The sequence below is a fragment of the Aquitalea pelogenes genome (genome assembly GCF_041914625.1).
Classification (GTDB): Bacteria; Pseudomonadota; Gammaproteobacteria; order Burkholderiales; family Chromobacteriaceae; genus Aquitalea; species Aquitalea pelogenes.
In genome coordinates, this window is record NZ_JAYSDA010000012.1 from 58,643 (window position 1) to 80,255 (window position 21,613).

Annotated in this window: 23 protein-coding genes; 10 read left to right on the top strand and 13 right to left on the bottom strand. The window is 58.9% G+C overall.

Annotated features, from left to right (window positions below):
• Positions 1–61 precede the first annotated feature (61 nt).
• The gene (aldA, locus tag ACE3SE_RS11435) at positions 62–1,486 is read left to right on the top strand and encodes an aldehyde dehydrogenase (protein ID WP_374555444.1); all 1,425 of its coding nucleotides are present in this window, start codon (positions 62–64) and stop codon (positions 1,484–1,486) included.
• A gap of 242 nt (positions 1,487–1,728) precedes the next feature.
• On the opposite strand, the gene ACE3SE_RS11440 is transcribed toward aldA, so the two are convergent.
• Positions 1,729–3,513: an acyl-CoA dehydrogenase C-terminal domain-containing protein gene (locus ACE3SE_RS11440; RefSeq protein ID WP_374555365.1), complete on the bottom strand. Its 1,785-nt coding sequence runs from the start codon at positions 3,511–3,513 to the stop codon at positions 1,729–1,731.
• A 183-nt stretch (positions 3,514–3,696) separates the two neighbouring features.
• Between ACE3SE_RS11440 and ACE3SE_RS11445 the strand changes: the two genes are divergently transcribed.
• The 6 genes from ACE3SE_RS11445 to ACE3SE_RS11470 all read left to right on the top strand — a co-directional run bounded on the left by ACE3SE_RS11445 (position 3,697) and on the right by ACE3SE_RS11470 (position 10,344).
• Positions 3,697–4,254, top strand: coding sequence for a DUF2062 domain-containing protein (locus ACE3SE_RS11445; protein WP_374555367.1), 558 nt, complete (start codon positions 3,697–3,699; stop codon positions 4,252–4,254).
• Positions 4,241–4,798: an NUDIX domain-containing protein gene (locus tag ACE3SE_RS11450; RefSeq protein WP_374555369.1), complete on the top strand. Its 558-nt coding sequence runs from the start codon at positions 4,241–4,243 to the stop codon at positions 4,796–4,798. Before ACE3SE_RS11445 ends, ACE3SE_RS11450 begins: the two co-directional genes overlap by 14 nt.
• Positions 4,785–5,102, top strand: a complete 318-nt coding sequence (locus ACE3SE_RS11455) for a PilZ domain-containing protein (RefSeq protein WP_082086463.1) — start codon at positions 4,785–4,787, stop codon at positions 5,100–5,102. The genes ACE3SE_RS11450 and ACE3SE_RS11455 overlap by 14 nt, the downstream gene beginning before the upstream one ends.
• Positions 5,103–5,449: 347 nt before the next feature.
• Positions 5,450–7,378, top strand: a complete 1,929-nt coding sequence (locus tag ACE3SE_RS11460) for a PrkA family serine protein kinase (RefSeq protein ID WP_045847133.1) — start codon at positions 5,450–5,452, stop codon at positions 7,376–7,378.
• A 144-nt stretch (positions 7,379–7,522) separates the two neighbouring features.
• Positions 7,523–8,797 (top strand): YeaH/YhbH family protein, encoded by a 1,275-nt coding sequence (locus tag ACE3SE_RS11465; protein ID WP_045847217.1) that lies wholly within the window; start codon positions 7,523–7,525, stop codon positions 8,795–8,797.
• Between the two features lie 32 nt (positions 8,798–8,829).
• Positions 8,830–10,344, top strand: coding sequence for a SpoVR family protein (locus tag ACE3SE_RS11470; RefSeq protein ID WP_374555372.1), 1,515 nt, complete (start codon positions 8,830–8,832; stop codon positions 10,342–10,344).
• 9 nt (positions 10,345–10,353) lie between these two features.
• Here the strand turns inward: ACE3SE_RS11470 and ACE3SE_RS11475 are convergent, their stop codons facing one another.
• The 4 genes from ACE3SE_RS11475 to ACE3SE_RS11490 all read right to left on the bottom strand — a co-directional run bounded on the left by ACE3SE_RS11475 (position 10,354) and on the right by ACE3SE_RS11490 (position 13,345).
• A complete protein-coding gene (locus ACE3SE_RS11475) occupies positions 10,354–11,130 on the bottom strand; it encodes an ATP-binding cassette domain-containing protein (protein ID WP_374555374.1) in 777 nt (258 codons plus the stop codon).
• The gene (locus tag ACE3SE_RS11480) at positions 11,123–12,091 is read right to left on the bottom strand and encodes a FecCD family ABC transporter permease (protein ID WP_374555376.1); all 969 of its coding nucleotides are present in this window, start codon (positions 12,089–12,091) and stop codon (positions 11,123–11,125) included. The genes ACE3SE_RS11475 and ACE3SE_RS11480 overlap by 8 nt, the downstream gene beginning before the upstream one ends.
• 64 nt (positions 12,092–12,155) lie before the next feature.
• Entirely contained in the window at positions 12,156–12,962 is an 807-nt protein-coding gene (gene dapB, locus ACE3SE_RS11485; RefSeq protein WP_374555378.1) for a 4-hydroxy-tetrahydrodipicolinate reductase, read from the bottom strand.
• Entirely contained in the window at positions 12,959–13,345 is a 387-nt protein-coding gene (locus tag ACE3SE_RS11490; protein WP_045847138.1) for an outer membrane protein assembly factor BamE, read from the bottom strand. The genes dapB and ACE3SE_RS11490 overlap by 4 nt, the downstream gene beginning before the upstream one ends.
• A gap of 97 nt (positions 13,346–13,442) precedes the next feature.
• Between ACE3SE_RS11490 and fur the strand changes: the two genes are divergently transcribed.
• The 3 genes from fur to ACE3SE_RS11505 are packed head-to-tail and all read left to right on the top strand — an operon-like array spanning position 13,443 to position 15,302.
• Positions 13,443–13,877, top strand: a complete 435-nt coding sequence (gene fur / locus ACE3SE_RS11495) for a ferric iron uptake transcriptional regulator (RefSeq protein ID WP_045847139.1) — start codon at positions 13,443–13,445, stop codon at positions 13,875–13,877.
• Positions 13,877–14,578, top strand: a complete 702-nt coding sequence (aat, locus tag ACE3SE_RS11500; protein WP_374555380.1) for a leucyl/phenylalanyl-tRNA--protein transferase — start codon at positions 13,877–13,879, stop codon at positions 14,576–14,578. Before fur ends, aat begins: the two co-directional genes overlap by 1 nt.
• Complete coding sequence (locus ACE3SE_RS11505) at positions 14,565–15,302, top strand: arginyltransferase (protein WP_374555382.1); 738 nt, start codon at positions 14,565–14,567, stop codon at positions 15,300–15,302. Before aat ends, ACE3SE_RS11505 begins: the two co-directional genes overlap by 14 nt.
• A 60-nt stretch (positions 15,303–15,362) precedes the next feature.
• Here ACE3SE_RS11505 and ACE3SE_RS11510 read toward each other — a convergent pair whose 3' ends face one another.
• The 8 genes from ACE3SE_RS11510 to ACE3SE_RS11545 form a co-directional block, all read right to left on the bottom strand.
• A complete protein-coding gene (locus ACE3SE_RS11510) occupies positions 15,363–15,830 on the bottom strand; it encodes an outer membrane lipoprotein (protein ID WP_045847142.1) in 468 nt (155 codons plus the stop codon).
• Positions 15,831–15,845: 15 nt separating this feature from the next.
• Complete coding sequence (locus ACE3SE_RS11515) at positions 15,846–16,886, bottom strand: quinone-dependent dihydroorotate dehydrogenase (RefSeq protein ID WP_045847143.1); 1,041 nt, start codon at positions 16,884–16,886, stop codon at positions 15,846–15,848.
• 100 nt (positions 16,887–16,986) lie between these two features.
• Positions 16,987–17,577, bottom strand: coding sequence for a malonic semialdehyde reductase (locus ACE3SE_RS11520; RefSeq protein ID WP_374555385.1), 591 nt, complete (start codon positions 17,575–17,577; stop codon positions 16,987–16,989).
• Positions 17,578–17,613: 36 nt separating this feature from the next.
• Positions 17,614–18,435, bottom strand: coding sequence for a flagellar motor protein MotD (gene motD / locus ACE3SE_RS11525; RefSeq protein ID WP_374555387.1), 822 nt, complete (start codon positions 18,433–18,435; stop codon positions 17,614–17,616).
• A gap of 24 nt (positions 18,436–18,459) precedes the next feature.
• On the bottom strand, positions 18,460–19,398 hold the full coding sequence (locus ACE3SE_RS11530; protein ID WP_374555389.1) for a S49 family peptidase: 939 nt from the start codon (positions 19,396–19,398) through the stop codon (positions 18,460–18,462).
• 42 nt (positions 19,399–19,440) lie between these two features.
• On the bottom strand, positions 19,441–19,800 hold the full coding sequence (locus ACE3SE_RS11535; RefSeq protein ID WP_045847147.1) for a Rieske (2Fe-2S) protein: 360 nt from the start codon (positions 19,798–19,800) through the stop codon (positions 19,441–19,443).
• Positions 19,776–20,435, bottom strand: coding sequence for an HAD-IA family hydrolase (locus ACE3SE_RS11540; protein ID WP_374555391.1), 660 nt, complete (start codon positions 20,433–20,435; stop codon positions 19,776–19,778). The genes ACE3SE_RS11535 and ACE3SE_RS11540 overlap by 25 nt, the downstream gene beginning before the upstream one ends.
• The gene (locus tag ACE3SE_RS11545) at positions 20,435–21,370 is read right to left on the bottom strand and encodes an RluA family pseudouridine synthase (protein ID WP_062789055.1); all 936 of its coding nucleotides are present in this window, start codon (positions 21,368–21,370) and stop codon (positions 20,435–20,437) included. Before ACE3SE_RS11545 ends, ACE3SE_RS11540 begins: the two co-directional genes overlap by 1 nt.
• Positions 21,371–21,613 lie beyond the last annotated feature (243 nt).

Here is a 21,613-nt window from a genome sequence, read left to right on the forward strand (position 1 = left end):
ACGCCGGTGATGTGCGCCCGGCATGGCAACATGATTTTCCAGGAGCATGCCGATGTCTGAAATTCAGCAATTGCGTCATTACATCAATGGCCGTTTTATCGAAGGGGTCGATCACCATGTGGTGAGTAATCCGGCCAATGGCCAGATTCTGGCCCATTCTCCGCAGGCCTCCACGCAGCAGGTGGCTGATGCCCTGAGTGCTGCCCGTGCCGCCCAGCGTGACTGGGCTGCGCGACCGGCCATCGAGCGTGCCGCTTATCTGCGCAGTATTGCCGCCCTTGTTCGTCAGCAAGTGGATGTACTGGCCCATACCATTAGCGCAGAACAAGGCAAAACCCTGGCGCTGGCCAAGGTTGAAGTGGGCTTTACGGCCGATTACCTGGACTACATGGCCGAATGGGCAAGACGCATTGAAGGCGAGGTTATCAGTAGCGACCGTGCCGGCGAGCAGATATTCCTGCTGCGCAAGCCATTGGGTGTGGTGGCCGGCATCCTGCCCTGGAATTTTCCTTTCTTTCTGATTGCCCGCAAGATGGCGCCGGCCCTGCTGACCGGCAATACCATCGTGATCAAGCCCAGCGAGGAAACGCCGATCAACTGTCATCTGTTCAGCCAGTTGGTGGCGCAGTCAGGCATGCCGGTCGGGGTGTTCAATGTGCTGTATGGTCGGGGTGCGACCGGAGCTGACATGGCTGGCAGCGCGGACGTCGACATGATCAGCTTTACCGGCAGTGTGGCAACCGGTGCGCGCATTGCGGCAGCGGCAGCCCCGCATATCACCAAACTGAATCTGGAGCTGGGCGGCAAGGCACCAGCCATCGTACTGGCCGATGCCGACCTCGATCTGGCGGCGAGAGCCATCCACGCCTCTCGCATCATCAATACCGGTCAGGTGTGCAACTGTGCCGAACGGGTCTATGTCGAGCGCAAGGTGGCGGATGCCTTCATCGACAAGGTGGCCAGCGCAATGGCGGCAACCCGCTATGGCGACCCGCTGGCGGTGGCGGATATCGACATGGGGCCACTGATCAACCGTCAGGCACTGGAAAGGGTGCAGGCAAAAGTGTCGCAGGCGGTGCAGGAGGGGGCGCAGCTGATTACCGGTGGCCAGGTGGCGGATCTGGGGTCTGGCTTCCATTTCCAGCCAACGGTGCTGGCCGGCTGCCACGGGCAGATGGAGGTCATGCGGCAAGAGATATTCGGCCCGGTATTGCCCATACAGGTGGTGGACAGCATGGAGGAGGCCATTGCCCTGGCCAATGATTCCGAGTACGGCCTGACTTCATCCGTGTATACCCGCGATCTGGCCAAGGCGATGCAGGCAATGCGTGAACTGGACTTTGGCGAAACCTATATCAACCGGGAAAACTTTGAAGCGATGCAAGGTTTTCATGCCGGAGTGCGCAAATCCGGCATCGGTGGGGCTGACGGCAAGCATGGTCTGTACGAGTACACGCATAGTCATGTGGTGTATTTGCAGGCTTGAGTTGCATTGCTTCCTGCTGGACATGAGTACTTGCTTGCCCGTGCTGTCATGCAAAAAGCATGACAGTGCGTGACGGTTTTGATTAGAATGAAACCGAGAGTACGAGCTCTCTTTTTTTCATTCCTTTATTCATAAGCCCGGTTTTTCCGGGCTTTTTTTTGTTTTCCGACAGCCACTTGGCGGCAATCGGGCGAAAAAAAACGGCCCTGCAGGGCCGTGCAAAGGGTAGAGCCAGCAATCAATCAGAACGCGAAGTGCTCTTCATCCAGCGACATCAGCGGTGCAGCACCGCCCTTGATGCGCGCCAGCAGGGTATGCACTTCGGGGAAGAGTTTGGCCATGTAGAAGCGACCGGTGGCAATCTTGGCCAGGTAGAAGGCATCATCGCCCTTGCCCAGGCTGGCATGTGCCACTTCAGCCATGCGCGCCCACAGCCAGGCATAGGTCAGATGGCCGATCAGGCGCAGGTAGTCGGTAGCGGCTGCACCGGCTTCGTCCTTGTTCTGCAGGCTGGCCATGCCCACGCCCATGGTCACTTCGCCCACATCCTTCATCAGCCTGGACAGCGGAGCAATGTATTCGGCCAGCTTGTCATTGCCTTCATTGGCCTGGCAGAACTGGTGAATCTGCTTGGTGAACTTGCGCAGTTTCTGGCCCTGATCCAGCAATACCTTGCGGCCCAGCAGGTCAATCGCCTGGATGCCATTGGTGCCTTCGTAGATTTGCGAGATGCGGCAGTCGCGTACCAGCTGCTCCATGCCCCATTCGCGGATGAAGCCATGGCCACCAAATACCTGCATGCCCATATTGGCTGCTTCAAAACCGTTATCGGTCATGAAGGCCTTGGCCACCGGGGTGAGCAGCGCCACCAGGTCCGCCGCGTCCTGACGCTGCGCGGCATCCGGATGCTTGTCTTCGATATCCAGTTGCAAGGCCAGCAGGGCGGTCAATGCGCGGCCGGCTTCGGTATAGGCTTTCTGGGTCAGCAGCATGCGGCGCACGTCCGGATGCACGATGATGGGGTCGGCCGGCTTGTCCGGGCATTTGTTGCCGGTGAGCGCACGCATTTGCAGGCGTTCGCGTGCATAAGCCAGTGCGCCCTGGAAGGACGCTTCGCCAATGCCCAGGCCTTGCATGCCGCAACCCAGACGCGCAGCGTTCATCATGGTGAACATGCAGGCCAGGCCCTTGTTGGCTTCGCCAATCAGCCAGCCCTGTGCCTCATCCAGATTGATCACCGCAGTAGCATTGGCCTTGATGCCCATCTTGTGTTCCAGGCTGCCGCAGGCCACGGTGTTACGGCGGCCATCGGCCAGGAACTTGGGAACGATGAACAGCGAGATGCCCTTCACATCCTTCGGCGCATCCGGCAGGCGGGCCAGGACCAGGTGGATGATGTTGTCGGACATGTCGTGCTCGCCAGCGGAAATGAAAATCTTGGTGCCGGTAATGCGATAGCTGCCATCGGCATTGGGTTCGGCACGGGTTTTCAGCAGGCCCAGGTCGGTGCCGCAGTGCGGTTCGGTCAGGCACATGGTGCCGGTCCAGCTGCCATCCACCAGTCGCGGCAGGTAAGTGGCTTTCTGTTCATCACTGCCGTGGGCGTGAATGGCGGCATAGGCACCGTGCGACAGACCGGGATACATCGACCAGGCCACATTGGACGAACATTGCATTTCCATCACCGGGAAAGCCAGTGATTTGGGCATGCCCTGGCCGCCATAGGCCGGGTCACAGTCCAGTGCCGGAAAGCCCAGCTCGCAATATTGCTTGTAGGCTTCCTTGAAGCCCGGCGGGGTGGTGACGGACTTGGTGCTGGGGTCGAACTGGCAGCCTTCTTCATCGGCCTGGCGGTTCAGGGGTGCCAGCTCGCTTTCACAGAACTGGGCGGCAGCTTCCAGATAGGAAGTGAAAATGTCCTGGGTGGCTTCTTCGTAGCCGGGCAGCTGCGGGATGATGTCCTGCACCTTGATCAGTTCGTTCAGTACGAAGTCAAAGTCGCGCAATGGTGCTTTGTATGCGGGCATGGTGTTTCTCCTGTAGGTTGCGCTGCCCGGGTTTTCCGGGTCGAATAGCCGTGAACGCAAGGCGGTTTGATTGCATGCGCTTAATTCAAACGCTTGTTTAAATTATTCCGCCGGCTTTGACAACATCTTTTAGCGGCAGGCTGCTGCTGGTGTGGCATTACGACAACGGGAAGCATCATCTTCATGTCCGCTTTGCGAAAACTGCTGCAACGTGTCAGCAAGGGGCGTCACCACCTGTTGCAGCGCCCCTCGCTGCGCTGGCTGGGGCCATTGCTGGACCACCCGGCCTGCTGGGCATTGAACCGGCGCAAAGTGGCGCGCGGTGTTGCACTGGGGCTGGCCACCGGTTTGCTGCCCGGCCCGCCCAAGCGGCTGTCCACCTTGCTGTTGGCGTTCTGCCTGAAATTGAATGTGCCGGCAGCCCTGCTGGCAACGCTGTACAGCAACCCGCTCACCATCCTGCCACTTTATTTTCTGGCTTATTCCTGCGGACTGCTGTTACTGGGGGACCCCACTGCAGGTACAATGAGCCAGCCTCCACTCTGGGAGAACCAGACCCTGTGGCAATGGAGCCGCCAGTTGCTTGACTGGCTGTTACTGCTGGGCTGGCCTTTGTTGTTGGGCTTGCTGGTATTGGGGCTGCTGTTGTCGGTGTCGGGCTATGTGCTGGTGATGCTGGGCTGGCGCTGGGCGGTAGTGCGTAACTGGAAGAAAAGAAAGGCAGCACGTGGATCTTGTTGAAAAGCAATTGCAAACCGCATTGGTGTACGAAGGGGGGTTTCTTCAGGTACACAAGGACAAGGTATTGCTGCCCGATGGTGCCGAGGCCAGCCGAGAATACATATTGCACCCCGGTGCGGTAGCCATCCTGGCACTCACGGCCGACCGCCAACTGGTACTGGAGCGCCAGTACCGTTACCCGGCGGGCCGTGTGTTTGTGGAAATTCCAGCCGGCAAGATAGACCCCGACGAAGCCCCGGCACTGACCGCCAGACGCGAGCTGCTGGAAGAAACCGGTTATCGCGCCGGCCGCTGGCTGCATCTGGGCACGGCGTATCCCTGCATTGGTTATTCCAACGAGCAGATCAGCTACTACCTGGCCGAGGATCTGGAACTGGGTGAGCGCGAACTGGACGAAGGCGAATTTCTGGAAGTCTTCACCCTGCCGCTGGAGCAGGTGATGCAAATGGCGCTGAGCGGTGAAATCTGCGACAGCAAGTCCATTGTCGGCCTGCATTGGCTGGCTGCCCATCTGGACGGGAGATTGCCTGGTGCCGCCGTTTGACCCCTACCACGAACGGCGCGGTGCGCGCCGCTTGCAGATGGGCTGCAAGGCACGCATCAAGTCGCTGCACACCGGTGAAACACACTATGGCGAGTGTGTTGACCTGTCGGTGGATGGCATGGCCTTTCGTTGCTCCTACGTCCCCCAGCATGGCGAACGCCTGTCGGTGATTGTGCTGGCCCCGGCCGTGGGTGGTTTGCCGGGCAAGCCGCTGGCTGCGGAAGTGGAAGTCAGGCGCTGCAACGAGGTGAAGCGTGGCCAGGTCTATGAAATTGGCACGCGCATCATCCAGCGCAAAAGCTGAAACAGCTGCTTACAAATTGATACATCTGTAAAAACCCCAGTACTTTTAGTCGGGGTTTTTTTATGTCTTTGATTTTAAAAGATAAAAATTTAACCATGCCAATGGTAAACTCTTTCTCATGGTTTTTTCTTTAGTCATACTAAGAAAATTCTCTATCAAATTCAGACACTTATCTAGATTTTTTAGTGTTTTCAATTGTTTTGTTGCTTTTGCTCTTGCTCTTCCCTGCATGTGCTATACCCAAAAAAAGAGAATCTGAAAGCCAGTCAGTACTCTAAATTTTGCAAGGGGACGGCGGGTGCATCACGCACACCGTGTGGACCTCTGCAACCAGCCAGGAGAGAGCCATGCACCCGGATATCTTGAGCCACTACGCCTCCCGTTACGACAAAACCCGTGAAGAGGAATACACCATCCAGGAGTATCTGGAGATCTGCAAGCGTGATCCCTCTGCCTATGCCACCGCCTCCGAACGCATGCTGGCGGCCATTGGCGAACCGGAGCTGGTGGATACCCGCCACGACCAGCGTTTGTCGCGTATTTTCTCCAACAAGGTCATCAAGGTTTACCCTGCCTTCCGTGAGTTTTACGGCACCGAAGAGGTGATCGAGCAGGTGGTGGCCTATTTCCGCCATGCTGCCCAGGGGCTGGAAGAGAAGAAACAGATTCTCTACCTGCTGGGGCCGGTGGGTGGCGGCAAGTCTTCCATTGCCGAAAAGCTCAAAGAGCTGATGGAGCAAGTGCCGTTCTATTGCCTGAAAGGCAGTCCGCTGAACGAGTCGCCGCTGGGCTTGTTCAATGTGGAAGAAGACGGTGCCATTCTGGAAGAAGAATTCGGCATTCCGCGCCGTTACCTGAAAACCATCCCCAGCCCATGGGCGGTGAAACGGCTGCACGAGTTCAATGGCGATATCGGCCAGTTCAAGGTGGTGAAGCGCTATCCGTCGGTGCTGCGCCAGATTGCCGTGGCCAAGACCGAACCGGGCGATGAAAACAATCAGGACATCAGCTCGCTGGTGGGCAAGGTGGACATCCGCAAGCTGGAAAAATATGCCCAGGACGACCCGGATGCCTACAGCTACTCCGGTGGCCTCTGCCTGGCCAACCAGGGTTTGCTGGAATTCGTGGAAATGTTCAAGGCGCCCATCAAGGTGCTGCACCCGCTGCTGACCGCCACTCAGGAAAGCAATTTCAAGGGGACCGAAGGCTTTGGCGCGATTCCATTCGATGGCATCGTGCTGGCGCACTCCAATGAATCGGAGTGGAAACAGTTCCGCAACAACAAGAATAACGAGGCCTTCCTCGACCGTATTTACATCGTCAAGGTGCCGTACTGCCTGCGTGTGACCGAAGAGATCAAGATCTACGACAAGCTGATCCGCAACTCTTCCCTGGGCAATGCACCATGCGCACCGGGAACGCTGAAGATGATGGCCCAGTTTGCCATCCTGTCGCGCCTGAAAGAGCCGGAAAACTCCAGCCTGTTCAGCAAGATGCAGGTGTACGACGGTGATAACCTGAAAGACACCGACCCCAAGGCCAAGTCGCTGCAGGAATACCGCGACTATGCCGGGGTGGACGAAGGCATGAACGGGCTTTCCACCCGCTTTGCCTACAAGATTTTGTCCAAGGTGTTCAACTTTGATAATCAGGAAGTAGCCGCCAACCCGGTGCATCTGTTGTATGTGCTGGAGCAACAAGTGGAGCGCGAGCAGTTCCCGGCCGAGCAGGAACAAAAGTATCTGACATTCCTGAAAGAGTATCTGGCACCGAAGTATGTCGAGTTCATCGGCAAGGAAATCCAGACCGCTTATCTGGAAAGCTACTCGGAATACGGGCAGAACATTTTCGACCGCTATGTCACCTTCGCCGACTACTGGATTCAGGACCAGGAATACCGCGATCAGGACACCGGCGAAATCTTCGACCGTACCTCACTCAATGGCGAACTGGAGAAAATCGAAAAACCGGCCGGAATTTCCAATCCCAAGGACTTCCGCAACGAAATCGTCAACTTCGTGCTGCGGGCCCGGGCCAATAACGGTGGCAAGAACCCGACCTGGACCAGCTACGAAAAGCTGCGCACGGTGATCGAGAAGAAGATGTTCTCCAATACCGAAGAGCTGCTGCCGGTGATTTCCTTCAATGCCAAGGCCAGCGTGGAAGATGCCAAGAAGCACGAAGACTTCGTCAACCGCATGGTGGAAAAGGGCTATACCGCCAAGCAGGTACGCCTGTTGTGCGAATGGTATCTGCGGGTACGCAAGTCCTCCTGACCAAGCCGTGCCTGCCGGGTGCATGCGCCCGGCATGGCGGCACCAATTCTGGCCCGGCCTGTCTTAATTGACAGGTCCGGCATGGCTTGGCGCAGGTATGCAGCTATGCCCCGTCAGGCCGCAGGAGACAACAGCGAGGTTGCCATGTCCCACATCATAGACAGACGCCTGAACGGCAAGAACAAGTCCGCGGTCAACCGCGAGCGCTTCTTGCGCCGCTTCAAGGCGCAAATCAAGGAAGCCGTCTCCCGTGCGGTAAAGGGGCGCAGCATCACCGATATCGAGAGTGGCGAGAAGGTGTCCATTCCGGTCAAGGATATTTCCGAGCCGGTATTCCATCATGGCCAGGGCGGGGTGCGCGAACAGGTGCATCCGGGCAATGAGGAGTTCATCCGTGGCGACCGCATTGCCCGTCCGCAAGGCGGAGGAGGGGGCGGAGGCGGTGGCAAGGCCAGCCAGGATGGCGAGGGAGAGGACGATTTTGTCTTCGAGCTGTCGCGCGAAGAATTTCTCAATGTGTTTTTTGATGACCTGGCGCTGCCCAACCTGATCAAGACCCAGCTGATGGGGGTGGAAGAACTCAAGCAGGTGCGGGCCGGTTACACCAATGACGGCACGCCGGCCAATATCAGCATCGTGCGTTCCTTGCGCGGTGCGCTGGCGCGGCGGGTAGCCATGGCTGCGCCAACGCTGGCCCGGCTGGGCGAGGCCGAGGAGGACCTGGACGCGCTGCTGGAATCGGACGATGAAAGCACCCAGGAAGTGCGCGAACAACGCAAGCGCATCCATCTGCTGCGCGAGAAGCTGGGCAGCATTCCCTTCATCGACCCCTTCGACCTGCGTTACAACAACCGCATCCAGCAGCCCAAGCCCACCAGCCAGGCGGTGATGTTCTGCATCATGGACGTGTCCGGCTCCATGGACGAGCAGAAGAAAGATATGGCCAAGCGCTTTTTCATCCTGCTCTACCTGTTCTTGCAGCGTAACTACGACAAGATCGAAGTGGTGTTCATCCGCCATCACACCAGTGCGGTGGAAGTGAATGAAGAGGACTTTTTCCATTCGCGCGAAAGCGGCGGCACCGTGGTGTCCTCCGCGCTCAACCTGATGGCGGACATCGTCAAGAAACGCTACAGCAGCAGCGAGTGGAACATCTACGCCGCCCAGGCATCCGACGGCGACAACTGGGACAGTGATTCGGCCAATTGCGGTCGCATCATGGAAGAACAACTGCTGCCTTACTGCCAGTATTTCGCCTACATCGAAATCACCGAAGGGGAGCCGCAGAACCTGTGGTACGAGTACCTCAAGGTCAAGGAGCGTCAGCGTCACTTTGCCATGCAGAAAATCCGCTCGGCCTCCGACATTTATCCGGTTTTCCGGGAGCTGTTCAAACGCCAGCCAGCCACGCGTGCTTGAGCGCAAGGGCTGCCAGCCAAGGGGAAAACAGCATGACACCCATTTCCACCGGGTCCGAATGGACCTTCGACCTGATTGACGAGTACGACCGCGAAATCCGCAAGATTGCGGTGGATGAATTCAAGCTGGATGTCTATCCCAACCAGCTGGAAGTGATTACGGCCGAGCAGATGATGGATGCCTATTCCTCGGTAGGCATGCCGGTGAATTATCACCACTGGAGCTTCGGCAAGCATTTCGTCTCCACCGAAAAAAGCTACAAGCGCGGCCAGATGGGCCTGGCTTACGAGATTGTCATCAACTCCAGCCCCTGCATTGCCTACCTGATGGAAGAGAATTCCATGACCATGCAGGCGCTGGTGATTGCCCATGCTGCCTATGGTCACAACAGCTTCTTCAAGGGCAATTACCTGTTCCGTGCCTGGACCGATGCCTCGGCCATTGTCGATTATCTGGTGTTTGCCAAGTCCTACATCAGCAAATGCGAGGAACGCTATGGCATTGATGCGGTGGAAGAGCTGCTGGATTCCTGCCATGCGCTGATGAACTACGGCGTGGACCGCTACAAGCGGCCACAAAAACTGTCGCTGGCCGAAGAACAGGCGCGGCAGGAAGAGCGCGAACAATATCTGCAAATGCAGGTGAACGACCTGTGGCGCACCATTCCGCGCCGTGACCGGGATGACGCCAACCGCGAACCGCCGCGCTTTCCGGCAGAGCCGCAGGAAAACCTGCTGTACTTCATCGAAAAATCCGCGCCGCTGCTGGAACCATGGCAGCGCGAACTGGTGCGCATCGTGCGCAAGGTGGCGCAGTATTTCTACCCGCAACGCCAGACCCAGGTGATGAACGAGGGCTGGGCCACGTTCTGGCACTACACCATACTCAACCGCCTGTACGAGAAAGGGCTGGTGACCGATGGTTTCATGATGGAGTTTCTGCAAAGTCACACCAATGTGGTGTATCAGCCACCGGTGACTGCACGCTGGTATAACGGCATCAACCCGTATGCGCTGGGTTTTGCCATGTATCAGGACATCAAGCGCATTTGCGAGAACCCTACCGAGGAAGACAAGGCGTGGTTCCCTGACCTGGCCGGTAGCGACTGGCGTGCATCGCTGGAATTCGCCATGAAGAACTTCAAGGATGAGAGCTTCATCTCGCAGTACCTGTCACCCAAGCTGATCCGCGAATTCCGCCTGTTTGCCATTCGTGATGACGACCATGAGGACAAGCTGGAAGTGTCGGCCATTCATGATGAAAACGGCTACCGCGACATCCGCAGCAAGCTGGCCGAGCAATACAATCTGGGTTCGCGCGAGCCGAATATCCAGGTGTGGTCGGTGAATGTACGCGGGGATCGCAGCCTCACCCTGCGTCACACCATGCACAATCGCCGTCCGTTGGACGAAGGCAGTGCGCAGGAAGTGCTCAAGCACGTAGGGCGCTTGTGGGGCTTTGATGTGCGGCTGGAAAGCGCGGACAGTGATGGCAGCATTACCCAGCGTTTTGAAGTGAAATCCAATCTGGAGCTGCAACGCCTGTAGCCGCAGTGTTCAGCTGCCAGTGTGCGGTACAAAGGCCCGGACCTGTGCGTCCGGGCTCGTCAATTCTGCCAGCGCAACACCGTAAATGGCTTCCAGTTGCTGCTTGTGCATTACCTCTGCCGTCTTGCCGCAGGCCACGGCGCAGCCATCGCGCAGCAGCAGGACTCGGTCGGCATGGCGCAGGGCCAGGTTCAGGTCATGCATCACTGCCACAATGCCTATCCCCAGACTGCCGGCGATGTGGTGCAGCCGCACCACCATGGCATCGGCAATGGCAAAGTCGAGTGCCGAAGTGGCTTCATCCAGCAATAAGTAGCTTTCGGGACTGGAAGAAACCAGCAATTGCAGCAGCGCGCGTGCCAGGTGCACCCGCTGGGCTTCACCCCCGGAAAGGCTGCCCAGCGTGCGTTCCAGCAGCATGCCGGTATCACTCAATGCCAGCGCTTGTTGCCAGGCACTGTCAGATACCATCGCGCGGGCCTGATACGCCCCGGTGGCAATCAGTTCGGACACCCGCCAGCCCGCAGGCAGGACCGGGTGTTGCTCCACTACCGCACGCTGCAAGGCCAGACTGGCGGCACTTTGACCAGACAGCGGCTTGCCGGCCAGACATACCTGTCCGTCATCCGGATGGCGATAGCCGGACATCAGCTGCAACAGCGTGCTTTTACCGGCCCCGTTGGGGCCAAGAATCACGCACAACTCACCCGGCTGCGCCTGGAGTGACACCTGGCGAATAACGGTTTTGCTGCCCAGTTTCAGGCTGACTTCTTGCAGTTCAAGCATGTTCGTCCTTGGCGTGACGCAGCAGCCACAGAAAGAATGGCGCGCCCAGCAGGCTGGTAATCACGCCAACCGGCAGCTCCGCCGGCGCCAGCAGGCTACGCGCCAGCCAGTCGGCACCCACCGTCAGCCAGGCACCGAACAATGGGGCAGCCAACAACAGCCGCCGGGCGTCGCTGCCCAGCAGCAAACGGGCCAGATGCGGTGCCAGCAGGCCGACAAAACCGATCATGCCGCAGCTGGCCACCACCACACCGGCCGCCATGGAGGCCAGCAACACGATCAGCCAGCTTCCCCGCCGTACATCAAAGCCAAGATGAAACGCTGCCGCTTCGCCCAGTTGCAGGGCATTGAGCAAGTGCCAATGACGGAACAGGCCCAGCCAGACCAGCGGGGTGGCCAGCAGCATCAAGCCCACCTGCTGCCATTGTGCACCGGCATAGCTGCCCATCAGCCAGAAGGTGACGCTGCGCAGCGCGCCATCGGGCAAGGTGGTGATCAGCAAGGTCAGCAGGCTGGCCAGCAAGGTGCTGATGGCAACCCCAGCCAGCAATAAACGGGTGCCGCTGGCCTGGCCCGCCAGCGCCCGCAGCAAGCACAGTGCCAGCACGCTGCCGGCAAAGCCTGCCAGCGAGACAGCCATCAGTCCGGCACTCAGGCTGAGTGCCAGCGCTGCGGCCAGTGCTGCGCCACTGTAAATGCCCAGCAAGCCGGGCTCGGCCAGTGGATTGCAAAAACGGGCTTGCACCGCACTGCCGGCGCAGCCCAGCAACATGCCGCTGCAGGCGGCCATTAACAGGCGTGGCAGGCGTAATTGCCACAGCAACTGGCTTTCCAGTGCAGGCAGAGAGGAAGGGTGCAACAAGACATGCAGGCTGACGCCGCTGTCGTGCAGCAAGCTGCCCAGCCCGGTCAGCAGCAAGGCAGCAAGCAAGAGCAGGCAAACATGCAGGGTGCGTGACATCGGGAAGGCGAAGGAAGGGAGTGAGCAGTGAAGCCTGCCGTGCAAGGCAGGCTTCTGGCGGGGCTTAACGCAGACCCAGTACGTCTTGCATGTCGAACAGGCCGGACGGCTTTTCCGACAGCCACTTGGCCGCGCGTACCGCACCATTGGCAAAGGTGGCGCGGCTGGAGGCCTTGTGGGTGATTTCCACGCGTTCTCCCAGTGCAGCAAACAGCACGGTGTGATCGCCAACCACATCACCGGCACGCACGGTGGCAAAACCGATGGTGTTGGGGTCGCGCTCGCCGGTCACGCCTTCACGGCCATAAACCGCGCATTGCTTCAGGTCACGGCCCAGTGCGTCGGCAATCACCTCGCCCATGCGCAGGGCGGTGCCGGACGGGGCATCCACCTTGAAGCGATGGTGGGCTTCGGTAATCTCGATGTCGTAGCCTTCGTTCAGCACGCGGGCTGCCATGTCCAGCAGCTTGAAGGTCAGGTTGACCCCGACACTGAAATTGGAGGCAAACACGATGCCGATCTTTTCGCTGGCAGCCTTGATGGCTGCCTTGCCGGCATCGTCAAAACCCGTGGTGCCGATAATCATCTGCACGCCGTGCTGCTGGCAGTGTTGCAGGTAGTCCAGCGTGGCTTCCGGACGGGTGAAGTCGATTACCACATCGGCGCCGGACAGGGCGGCGGCAAAATCGCTGGCAATCTTCACGCCGGTCTGCTGGCCGATGAACAGGCCGGCATCCTGACCGATGAAGTCGGAACCGGCACGGTCAATGGCGGCATGCAGACGGGTACCGGGCGTGGCAAGTACGGATTCGATCAGCGTGCGACCCATGCGGCCGGCTGCGCCGACAATGACGATATTCAATTCACTCATTGTTTTACGGTTTCCTGGGCGGGAGCGGAAGCATCAGGCGGCAGTACGGCGCGCTCGGCCGGTTGTGCCGTGCCTTCAACCCGTACCATGGTGTCGCCTTCAAAGAACACGGTCAGCAGCTTCTTGTCCACCAGTGTGCCTTGCTTGGTATCCTGATAAGGATAGTCCCAGCGGTTGCTGTGGAAAGGGTCGCTGAGCAGAGGCGTGCCCAGCAGGAAACGTACCTGCGAGCGAGTCATGCCTGGCTTGAGTTTTGCCACGGCATCTTCCGTGACATAGTTGCCCTGCTGGATTTCCATTTTGTAAGGGCTGATCCAGTGAAGGGGATTCATGGAGGTGCAGCCAGCGAGGGCAAGGATGGCAGCAATGATCAGGGCGCGCATGAGACTCCGATGAGCTGAGTATTATTTAAAGGCGATGTTAGGCAAAGCCGCAAAAAGGCTTTATCATGCTTCAAAAATCGACCCAATTTATATCACGATGAGCAAAGCCAGTCACCTTAAAGATATCGGCCTGAAGGCTACCGGCCCACGTCTGAAAATTCTCGACCTGTTCGAGCTGAGCGATGACCGCCACATGTCTGCCGAGGATGTCTATCGCAAACTGCTGGCCGAAAACATCGATATCGGCCTGGCCACCATTTACCGTGTCCTGACGCAGTTTGAACAGGCCGGTATCCTGGTACGCCACCATTTCGAGTCCGGCAAGGCGGTTTACGAACTGAACCAGGGCGGCCATCACGACCACATGGTGTGCGTGAAGTGCGGCAGCGTGATGGAGTTCTTCGACCCGGAAATCGAAGCGCTGCAGGATCGCATAGCCGAACAACATGGCTTCCGCATCGCCGAGCACGCCCTCTACCTGTACGGTGAATGTGTCGATTGCCAGGGTAAATCCGGCGCCAAAACCAAGTAATGATTCCCTGGCTTGGCCAAGAACTGGCGTTCCCCCCGGTTCGCACTGCACTGGCCGAGCCGGATGGCTTGCTGGCAGCCGGAGGCGATTTGTCTCCCGCGCGGCTGCTGCTGGGCTACTCACTGGGCATCTTCCCCTGGTTCTCCGAGGGGGAACCCATCCTGTGGTGGTCGCCTTCCCACCGCATGGTTCTGTTTCCCGAGCGACTGCATGTCCGGCGTTCACTGGACAAAGTGCTGCGCAACCGACCCTACCGCGTCACCATCAATACGGCTTTCCGGCATGTGATTGAGGCCTGTGCTGCGCCACGCGAGGGTGCAGCCGGCACCTGGATCATCCCGCCCATGGTGGATGCCTATTGCCGGTTACATGCACTGGGTGCCGCCCATTCCTTTGAAGTGTGGATGGATGGTGAGCTGGCTGGTGGGCTGTATGGTGTGGGGCTGGGGCGGATGTTTTACGGTGAATCGATGTTTTCGCACCGTACCGATGCTTCCAAAATTGCTTTCGTCCACATGGCACGTCACCTGGCGCGTCACGGAGTGGAGATGATCGATTGCCAGATGCACACCCCGCATCTGGAAAGCCTGGGCGCAATGCTGATTCCAAGAGCGAAATTTCTTGCTAAGCTGAAGCAAAGTACGCTTGAGCCCCAGGCGGACGGCATGTGGACCTATCGTTTCGACAATGAGCCATCGTGATCACCCGCAAGCGGTTGCCATTCATTTCTATGCCACCGCACCATATCCCTGCAGCTATCTGGACGGACGACAAGCGCGTTCGCAGGTGGCTATTCCTGCTGAAGCCATTGATGCCGCGGTATACAGCCAGTTGGTGAAGCTGGGTTTTCGCCGCAGTGGCCTGTATACCTACCGTCCGTATTGCGACAGCTGCCAGTCTTGTGTGCCGGTGCGCTTGCCGGTGGCGGACTTCAGCCCCAACCGCAGTCAGCGCCGTGGCTGGCAGCGTCTGCAGGCCATGGAGGTCAGCCTGTTGCCGCTGGAATACCGTGACGACCACTACCAGCTTTATCACCGTTACCAGCAATCCCGTCATGCCGGTGGTGGCATGGCCGAAGACAATGTCCAGCAATATTCGGAGTTCATTCTCAAGAGCGGGGTGGACAGCATGCTGGCGGAGTTTCGTCTGGACGGCGCATTGAAAATGGTGAGCCTGATTGACCGGCTGGGGGATGGCCTGTCGGCGGTCTACACTTTTTATGAGCCGGAAGATGCCAAGGCCAGTTATGGCGTGTTCAATGTGCTGTGGCAGGTGGAGCTTGCCCGTGCATGGGGGCTGCCTTACCTGTATCTGGGCTACTGGATCGGGGAATGCCGAAAGATGGCTTACAAATCCCAGTACCGGCCGCTGGAGCTATTGCGTGATGGCCGCTGGATACCGATGCAGCAGCCAGATGCTGCTTGAGCGGGCTGAAACAAAAACAGGCTGACATTGTCAGCCTGTTTGTTTTTACCGCAGAGTGCTTCAGTACGGAACCACGCGGTCGTCGCCACCGCCGGTAAGGACGCGGACGCGCTGACCGGCGGCCAGCGGGATGTCAGCATCCTGCACAATGGAAATCAGGCGGCCACTGCCATCCAGCCGGACAGTCACTTCCAGGGCATTCTTGGTGCCCAGGCTGCGCTGGGCTGCCTGGGTGCCAAAGCCACCGGCCAGTGCGCCGACAATACCACCAGCAATCGAACCGCGGCCACCGCCCAGCTCACTGCCAGCCAGACCGCCCAAGGCGGCGCCGCCAAGGGTCAGCAGTTCGTTGTTCTTGCCTTCCATCTTGACATTGTTTACCGAAACCACGGTACCCAGCTCTACGGTTTGAGCGCGGCGCATCTGTCCCTGGGAATAGACGGCAGCCGAGTCGGAGGTGGCGCAGCCAGCCAGCAGGCCGAGCGAGAGGCTGCCCAGCAAGGTCAATCGAGTCAGTTTGTAGAACATTTCGGCTCCTCGAAATCAGTTTCGGGTTTGTTGTTGCAAGTGACGGGCAATCGCCTGGCTGCATTGGCTGATCAGCGGAGGGCCCTGGTAGATCAGGCCGCTGTACAGCTGCACCAGCGTAGCACCGGCTTGCAGTTTTTCCACGGCATCTGCACCACTGCAAATGCCACCAACACCTATGATGGGCAAGCTGCCATCCAGTTCACGAGCCAGTTTGCGGATCAGCTGCGTCGAGCGCTCCCGTACCGGTGCGCCAGACAGGCCACCGGCTTCATCCTGCAGCGGATGACCGGCAATTTCCACCCGTGACAGCGTGGTATTGGTGGCGATGACGCCATCAATCTGGTTGACGGTCAGCAGACGGGCAATATCGGCAATCTGTTCGTCGTCGAGGTCCGGGGCAATCTTGACCGCCAGTGGCACATAGCGGCCATGCTGGTCTGCCAGTTGTTGCTGGCGCGTTTTCAGGGCGGACAGCAGGCGGGACAGTTCATCGCCCTGTTGCAGCTGGCGCAGGTTCTTGGTGTTGGGCGAAGAAATGTTGACCGTGATGTAGCTGGCATAGGCATACACCTTGTCCAGGCAGATCAGGTAGTCGTCCACCGCGTTTTCAATCGGGGTGACGGCGTTCTTGCCGATATTGATGCCCAGCACGCCATTGAAATGGCAGTTGCGCACATTGTTCAGCAGGACATCCACGCCACGGTTGTTGAAACCCATGCGGTTGATGATGCCCTGGTGTTCCGGTACGCGGAACAGGCGCGGTTTGGGGTTGCCATCCTGCGGACGGGGTGTGATGGTGCCGATTTCCAGAAAGCCGAAGCCCAGAGCCGCCAGTGCATCAATGTGATCACCATTCTTGTCCAGTCCGGCCGCCAGTCCTACGGCATTGGGAAAGGTCAGTCCCATGGCCTTGACCGGTGCGCGCGTGGCGGCCGGTGTTGCCAGTGACAGCAGGCGCAGCTGGTGTGCCTTGTCCAGCAGGTGCAGGGTTTGTTCGTGGGCGGTTTCTGCGTCAAATCTGAACAGCAGAGGGCGCAGAAGGGGGTAGAGCATCGGCGTCTCCGGAGTGAATATGGCCGCTAGTATAACCGGGGCGGCCGGTGAAACCGAAGTTTTGACGGTCAGCAGGAGGGCTGACCGTCAGAATGGAGGTTCAGAGTATCTGGCAGGCGTCGTCAAAATCGAAGCGCGGCGCACGCGGATGCAGTTTGCCGGCTTCGCCATAGCCCAGGTTGATCAGGAAATTGGATTTGAACCGTCCATCCGGGAAAAAGGCCTGATCCACGCCGGCATTGTCAAAGCCGGACATCGGGCCGCAATCCAGTCCCAGCGAGCGCGCAGCCATGATCAGGTAAGCGCCTTGCAGGCTGCTGTTACGTGCGGCAGTGGATTCAATCGCCGCTGCATTGCCTTCAAACCAGCTCTTGGCATCGGCATACGGGTACAGGCGCGGCAGGTGTTCATAAAACTGCATGTCCTGTGCCACGATCACGCAGACCGGTGCGCTGAGGGTTTTTTCCACATTGCCTTCCATCAGGAAGGGACGCAGCTTTTCCTTGGCCGCAGCGCTCTTGAGAAAGACGAAGCGTGCGGGAGACGCATTGGCGCTGGTCGGGCATTGCTTCAGCAGGTCGAATAGCTGGTGCAGGGTTTCATCGTTCACGGCACGGTTTTGCCAGTGGCCGTGGGTGCGTGCATTGTAAAACAGCTGTTCCAGTGCAGTGGTGGAAAGCGGGGTGGTCATGGTCTCCTCCTGACGGGCTTTGTTCTGGGCTGATGATTATTTTGCCGGCGGCGTAGCCACGGGTGCCGGAGTGGTGGACGGTTGTGATGGCAAGACTTCTGCCTCGTTCTGGTCTTCGGCCAGCACGGTGATGGATACGCGGCGGTTGGTGGCGCGGCCATCCGGGGTGGCATTGTCCGCTACCGGCAGGTTTTCACCACGGCCAACTGCAACCAGGCGTGAAGGATTGATGCCGTTTTCCTGGAACAGACGCACCACGCTGCCTGCACGTGCGGCAGAGAGTTCCCAGTTGGAAGGGTAGGTGGAGGTCTTGATCGGCACGTTGTCGGTGAAGCCTTCCACCCGGATCTGGTTGTCCACCTTGGACAGCAGGGCAGCCATGCCGGCCATGATCTGCCGCGACTGGTCATTCGGCGATGCCTGGCCTACCGGAAACAGGGCGGTATCGCGGATGTCCACGGTAACGCCTTTGGGGCTTTGGGTGATGTTGACCTGACCGCCCTTGACCAGCGGGTCCATCACCTTGGCCAGGTCCGCCGCCAGTGAACCCTGCTTGGAGGCCGGGTCGATGTGGTGGTCTCCCTTCACCGCCTTGGCAATCGGTTTGGTGTCGGGAATTTGAATCATGGTATTGGCCCCGCCGGTGGGCGGGGTAGTCTGGATATTTACTGTGGAGCCACTGCGAAAGGCGTCGACAATGGCAGAGGACAGCACGCGGTATTTGCCTTCGTTGACCGAGGAAATGGCATACATCACCACGAAGAAGGCAAACAGCAGGGTAATGAAGTCGGCATAGGAAACCAGCCAGCGTTCGTGGTTTTCGTGTTCTTCTTCCTGCCGGCGTCTTCTGCGTGCCATTGAGTGCTCCGTGACGGTAAAGGGTCAGAACAGGCGGGTGTTGAACAGGCTGCGTACGCCGCCGGCAAACTCCACGCCAATCTTGCGTGCCACACGGCTGGACAGGTCATCCTGCTGGGTGTAGTCCACAGTCTTTTCCGCCTTGATCACGTCGCGTGCCACCGAGCGGGTGCTGCCCAGGCCATCTGCCAGCCCCAGCGGAATGCCTTTTTCACCAATCCATACCATGCCGGAAAACAGCTGCGGGTCGCTCTTCAGGCGGCTGCCGCGTCCGTCCTTGACCGCCTTGATGAACTGCTGATGGATGTCATCCAGCAATTGCTGGCGAATGGCTTCCTGTTTGGGGTTGGTGGGGGAGAAGGGGTCGCCCATCGCCTTGTTTTCACCGGCGGTTTTCAGGCGGCGCTCCACGCCCAGCTTGTCCATCAGGCCGGTAAAGCCAAAGCCGTCCGACAATACGCCGATGGAGCCGATGATGCTGGCCTTGTCGACAAAGATCTTGTCGGCAGCGGCGGCAATGTAATAGCAACCAGAGGCGCACACTTCCTGCACCGTGACATACACCGGAATGGCCGGATGCTGCTTCTTCAAGCGGCGGATTTCGTCATAGGCCATGCCGGACAACACCGGGCTGCCACCCGGGCTGTTGGCCTCGATGATGATGCCGCGCGTACCGCTGTCACCGTAGGCGTCTTCCAGGGCGGCGCTCAGTTTTTCGGCGGTATTGTTCTCGCTGTCGATCACGCCTTCCAGGCTGATGACAGCGGTGTGGCCGCCACCGGTAAGGGCTTCGGCCGATTTGTCTTCATTGCGCAGGAAGGCGGTGGCCAACAGGCCGCCAATAATGCCCAGCCACACCAGGCGGAAAAAGATTTTCCAGCGTCGGGCGCGGCGCTGTTCCACCAGGGCCGCCATGGCCAGTTTTTCCACCAGTTGACGTTCCCAGTTCGGAGTGTCGTTCATTGCAGTTGCCTTGATTGCGAATGTCGGCAGTCTAACAAAAAATCAGTCTGGCATGATATTCAGCCACACCTTACCGTCTGCCTCATATAAAGGCAGGGCTTGCAGGCTTTGCCCGCGGCAGGGGCCGCTGACGCAACGGCCATTATTGGGCAGGTAGAGCGCGCCGTGCATGCTGCACACCAGGTATTGGCCGGACAGGTCGAACACATTGCCGTCTTCCAGATCCAGTTCGATGGGGATGTGGCGGCAGGCATTGACATAGCCATACACCCGGCCCTGATAACGCAGGGCGATAGCCGGCTGTGGCTTGCCATCCGGGCCGGTGACTTCGAAGCGCACCGCGCGGCCGCTATCGACCAGCGCGCTACTATCGCAGATCAGTCCAGTCGTTCCAGCAGCCATTGCTGCAACTCCGCAAAACTGTGGACGATGGTTTGCGGCTGGCAGTCCTGCAGCAGCTTCACGTCGTGTGCGCCGTAACTCACGCCCACGCCATGGGCGCGCGCATTCAATGCCATGTTCAGATCGTGGCTGGTATCGCCAATCATCACGGTGCGCGCCAGGTCTACACCCAACTCGTCGCTCAGTTCCTGCAGCATGGCCGGATGCGGTTTGGAATGGCATTCGTCCACGGTGCGGGTGGCATCAAACAAAGGCCCCAGGCCGGTTTCCGCCAGCAGGCGATTCAGGCCGATCCGGCTGTTGCCAGTGGCTACTGCCATGAACACACCGCGTTCGCGCAGGGCGTGCAGGCCTTCGCGCACACCATCAAACAGCGTCACGCCATCGTCACTGCTGCGGTAATGGCGGATAAAACTTTCAGTGAGGGCTTTGTGCTGTGTGTCGTCAAGGCCGGGGCAGGCCATGTGCAGGGCCTGGTCCAGCCGCAGGCCGATGACATGGCTGGCGGCCTGACGGTCTGGCACCGGCAGGCCCAGTTCGCGGCAGGCATTCTGGATGGAGTGGGTAATGTGCGCGGTGGAGTCCATCAGCGTACCGTCCCAGTCGAATACCAGTAAATCGTATGCGCGTGCCATCAGCTTCTCAGCTTCTTTAAATAATTTTCCAGCTCGGCGGGCAGCGGTGCTTCCAGTTTGAGCGTCTCGCCGGTCAGCGGGTGGGGCAGGGTCAGGCTGCGCGCGTGCAGGAACATGCGCTTGAGGCCGCTGCGTGCCAGTTCCTTGTTGAGCGCAAAGTCGCCGTATTTTTCATCACCGGCAATCGGGCAGCCACTGGCCTGCATGTGCACGCGGATCTGATGCGTACGGCCAGTGCGCAGGTGGGCTTCCACCAGCGTGAAGTCGGCAAAGCGTTCCACAATGCTGAAATTGGTGTGGGCAAACTGGCCGTCCTCACCTTCGGCGACCTTGACGCGGCGTTCGCCGTCGGCGGTATGGAACTTGAACAAGGGCAGCTTGACGGCTTTCTTGCTGGGGTCCCACTGGCCGATACCCAGTGCCAGATAGCGTTTGTCCGGCACGTTGGCACGCATCATGTCGTGCAGCTTCACTAGGGCCGAGCGCTTCTTGGCCAGCATCAGCAAGCCGGAAGTTTCGCGGTCCAGCCGGTGCACCAGTTCCAGGTATTTCCAGTCCGGATGGGCCTTGCGCAGCTGTTCGATCACACCAAAGGATACGCCGCTGCCGCCATGTACGGCCACGCCGGCTGGCTTGTCGATCACCAGCAGGGCATTGTCCTCGTACACCACCGGGAAACTGCCCGGCGGCACGTCATTGACCGGGCGCTCGGCCAGGCGGATGGGCGGAATGCGGATGCTGTCGCCCGCCTGGATGCGATAGGACGCATCGCTGCGCCCCTTGTTCACCCGGACTTCGCCCGAGCGCAGAATGCGGTAAATATGGCTTTTTGGCACGCCTTTGAGGATGCGTACCAGAAAGTTGTCCAGCCGCTGGCCGGAATCTCCCTCGTCCACGTCAAGAAACGTGACGGAGTCTTTGCGAATGTCAGTCATATTGCTTATACTTCGTGCGCTCGACCGCACATTTCAGTGCGATGACAGCGTTCCGGAAAGCCATGGTCACAGGCAGTATTGCCGCGTGATGCTGCTGCGGGAAAGTGAACCGGCCGGCAGGGTAATGACCCTGACCTGATGCCGCGTCAACCGGCCGCAGCCAAGGTTAACTCGCTCACCAAAAAGCAGCGATGGTAATGCATTTAGTCGCATAACGCACTCACCAGTATTCCATTTCCTGAT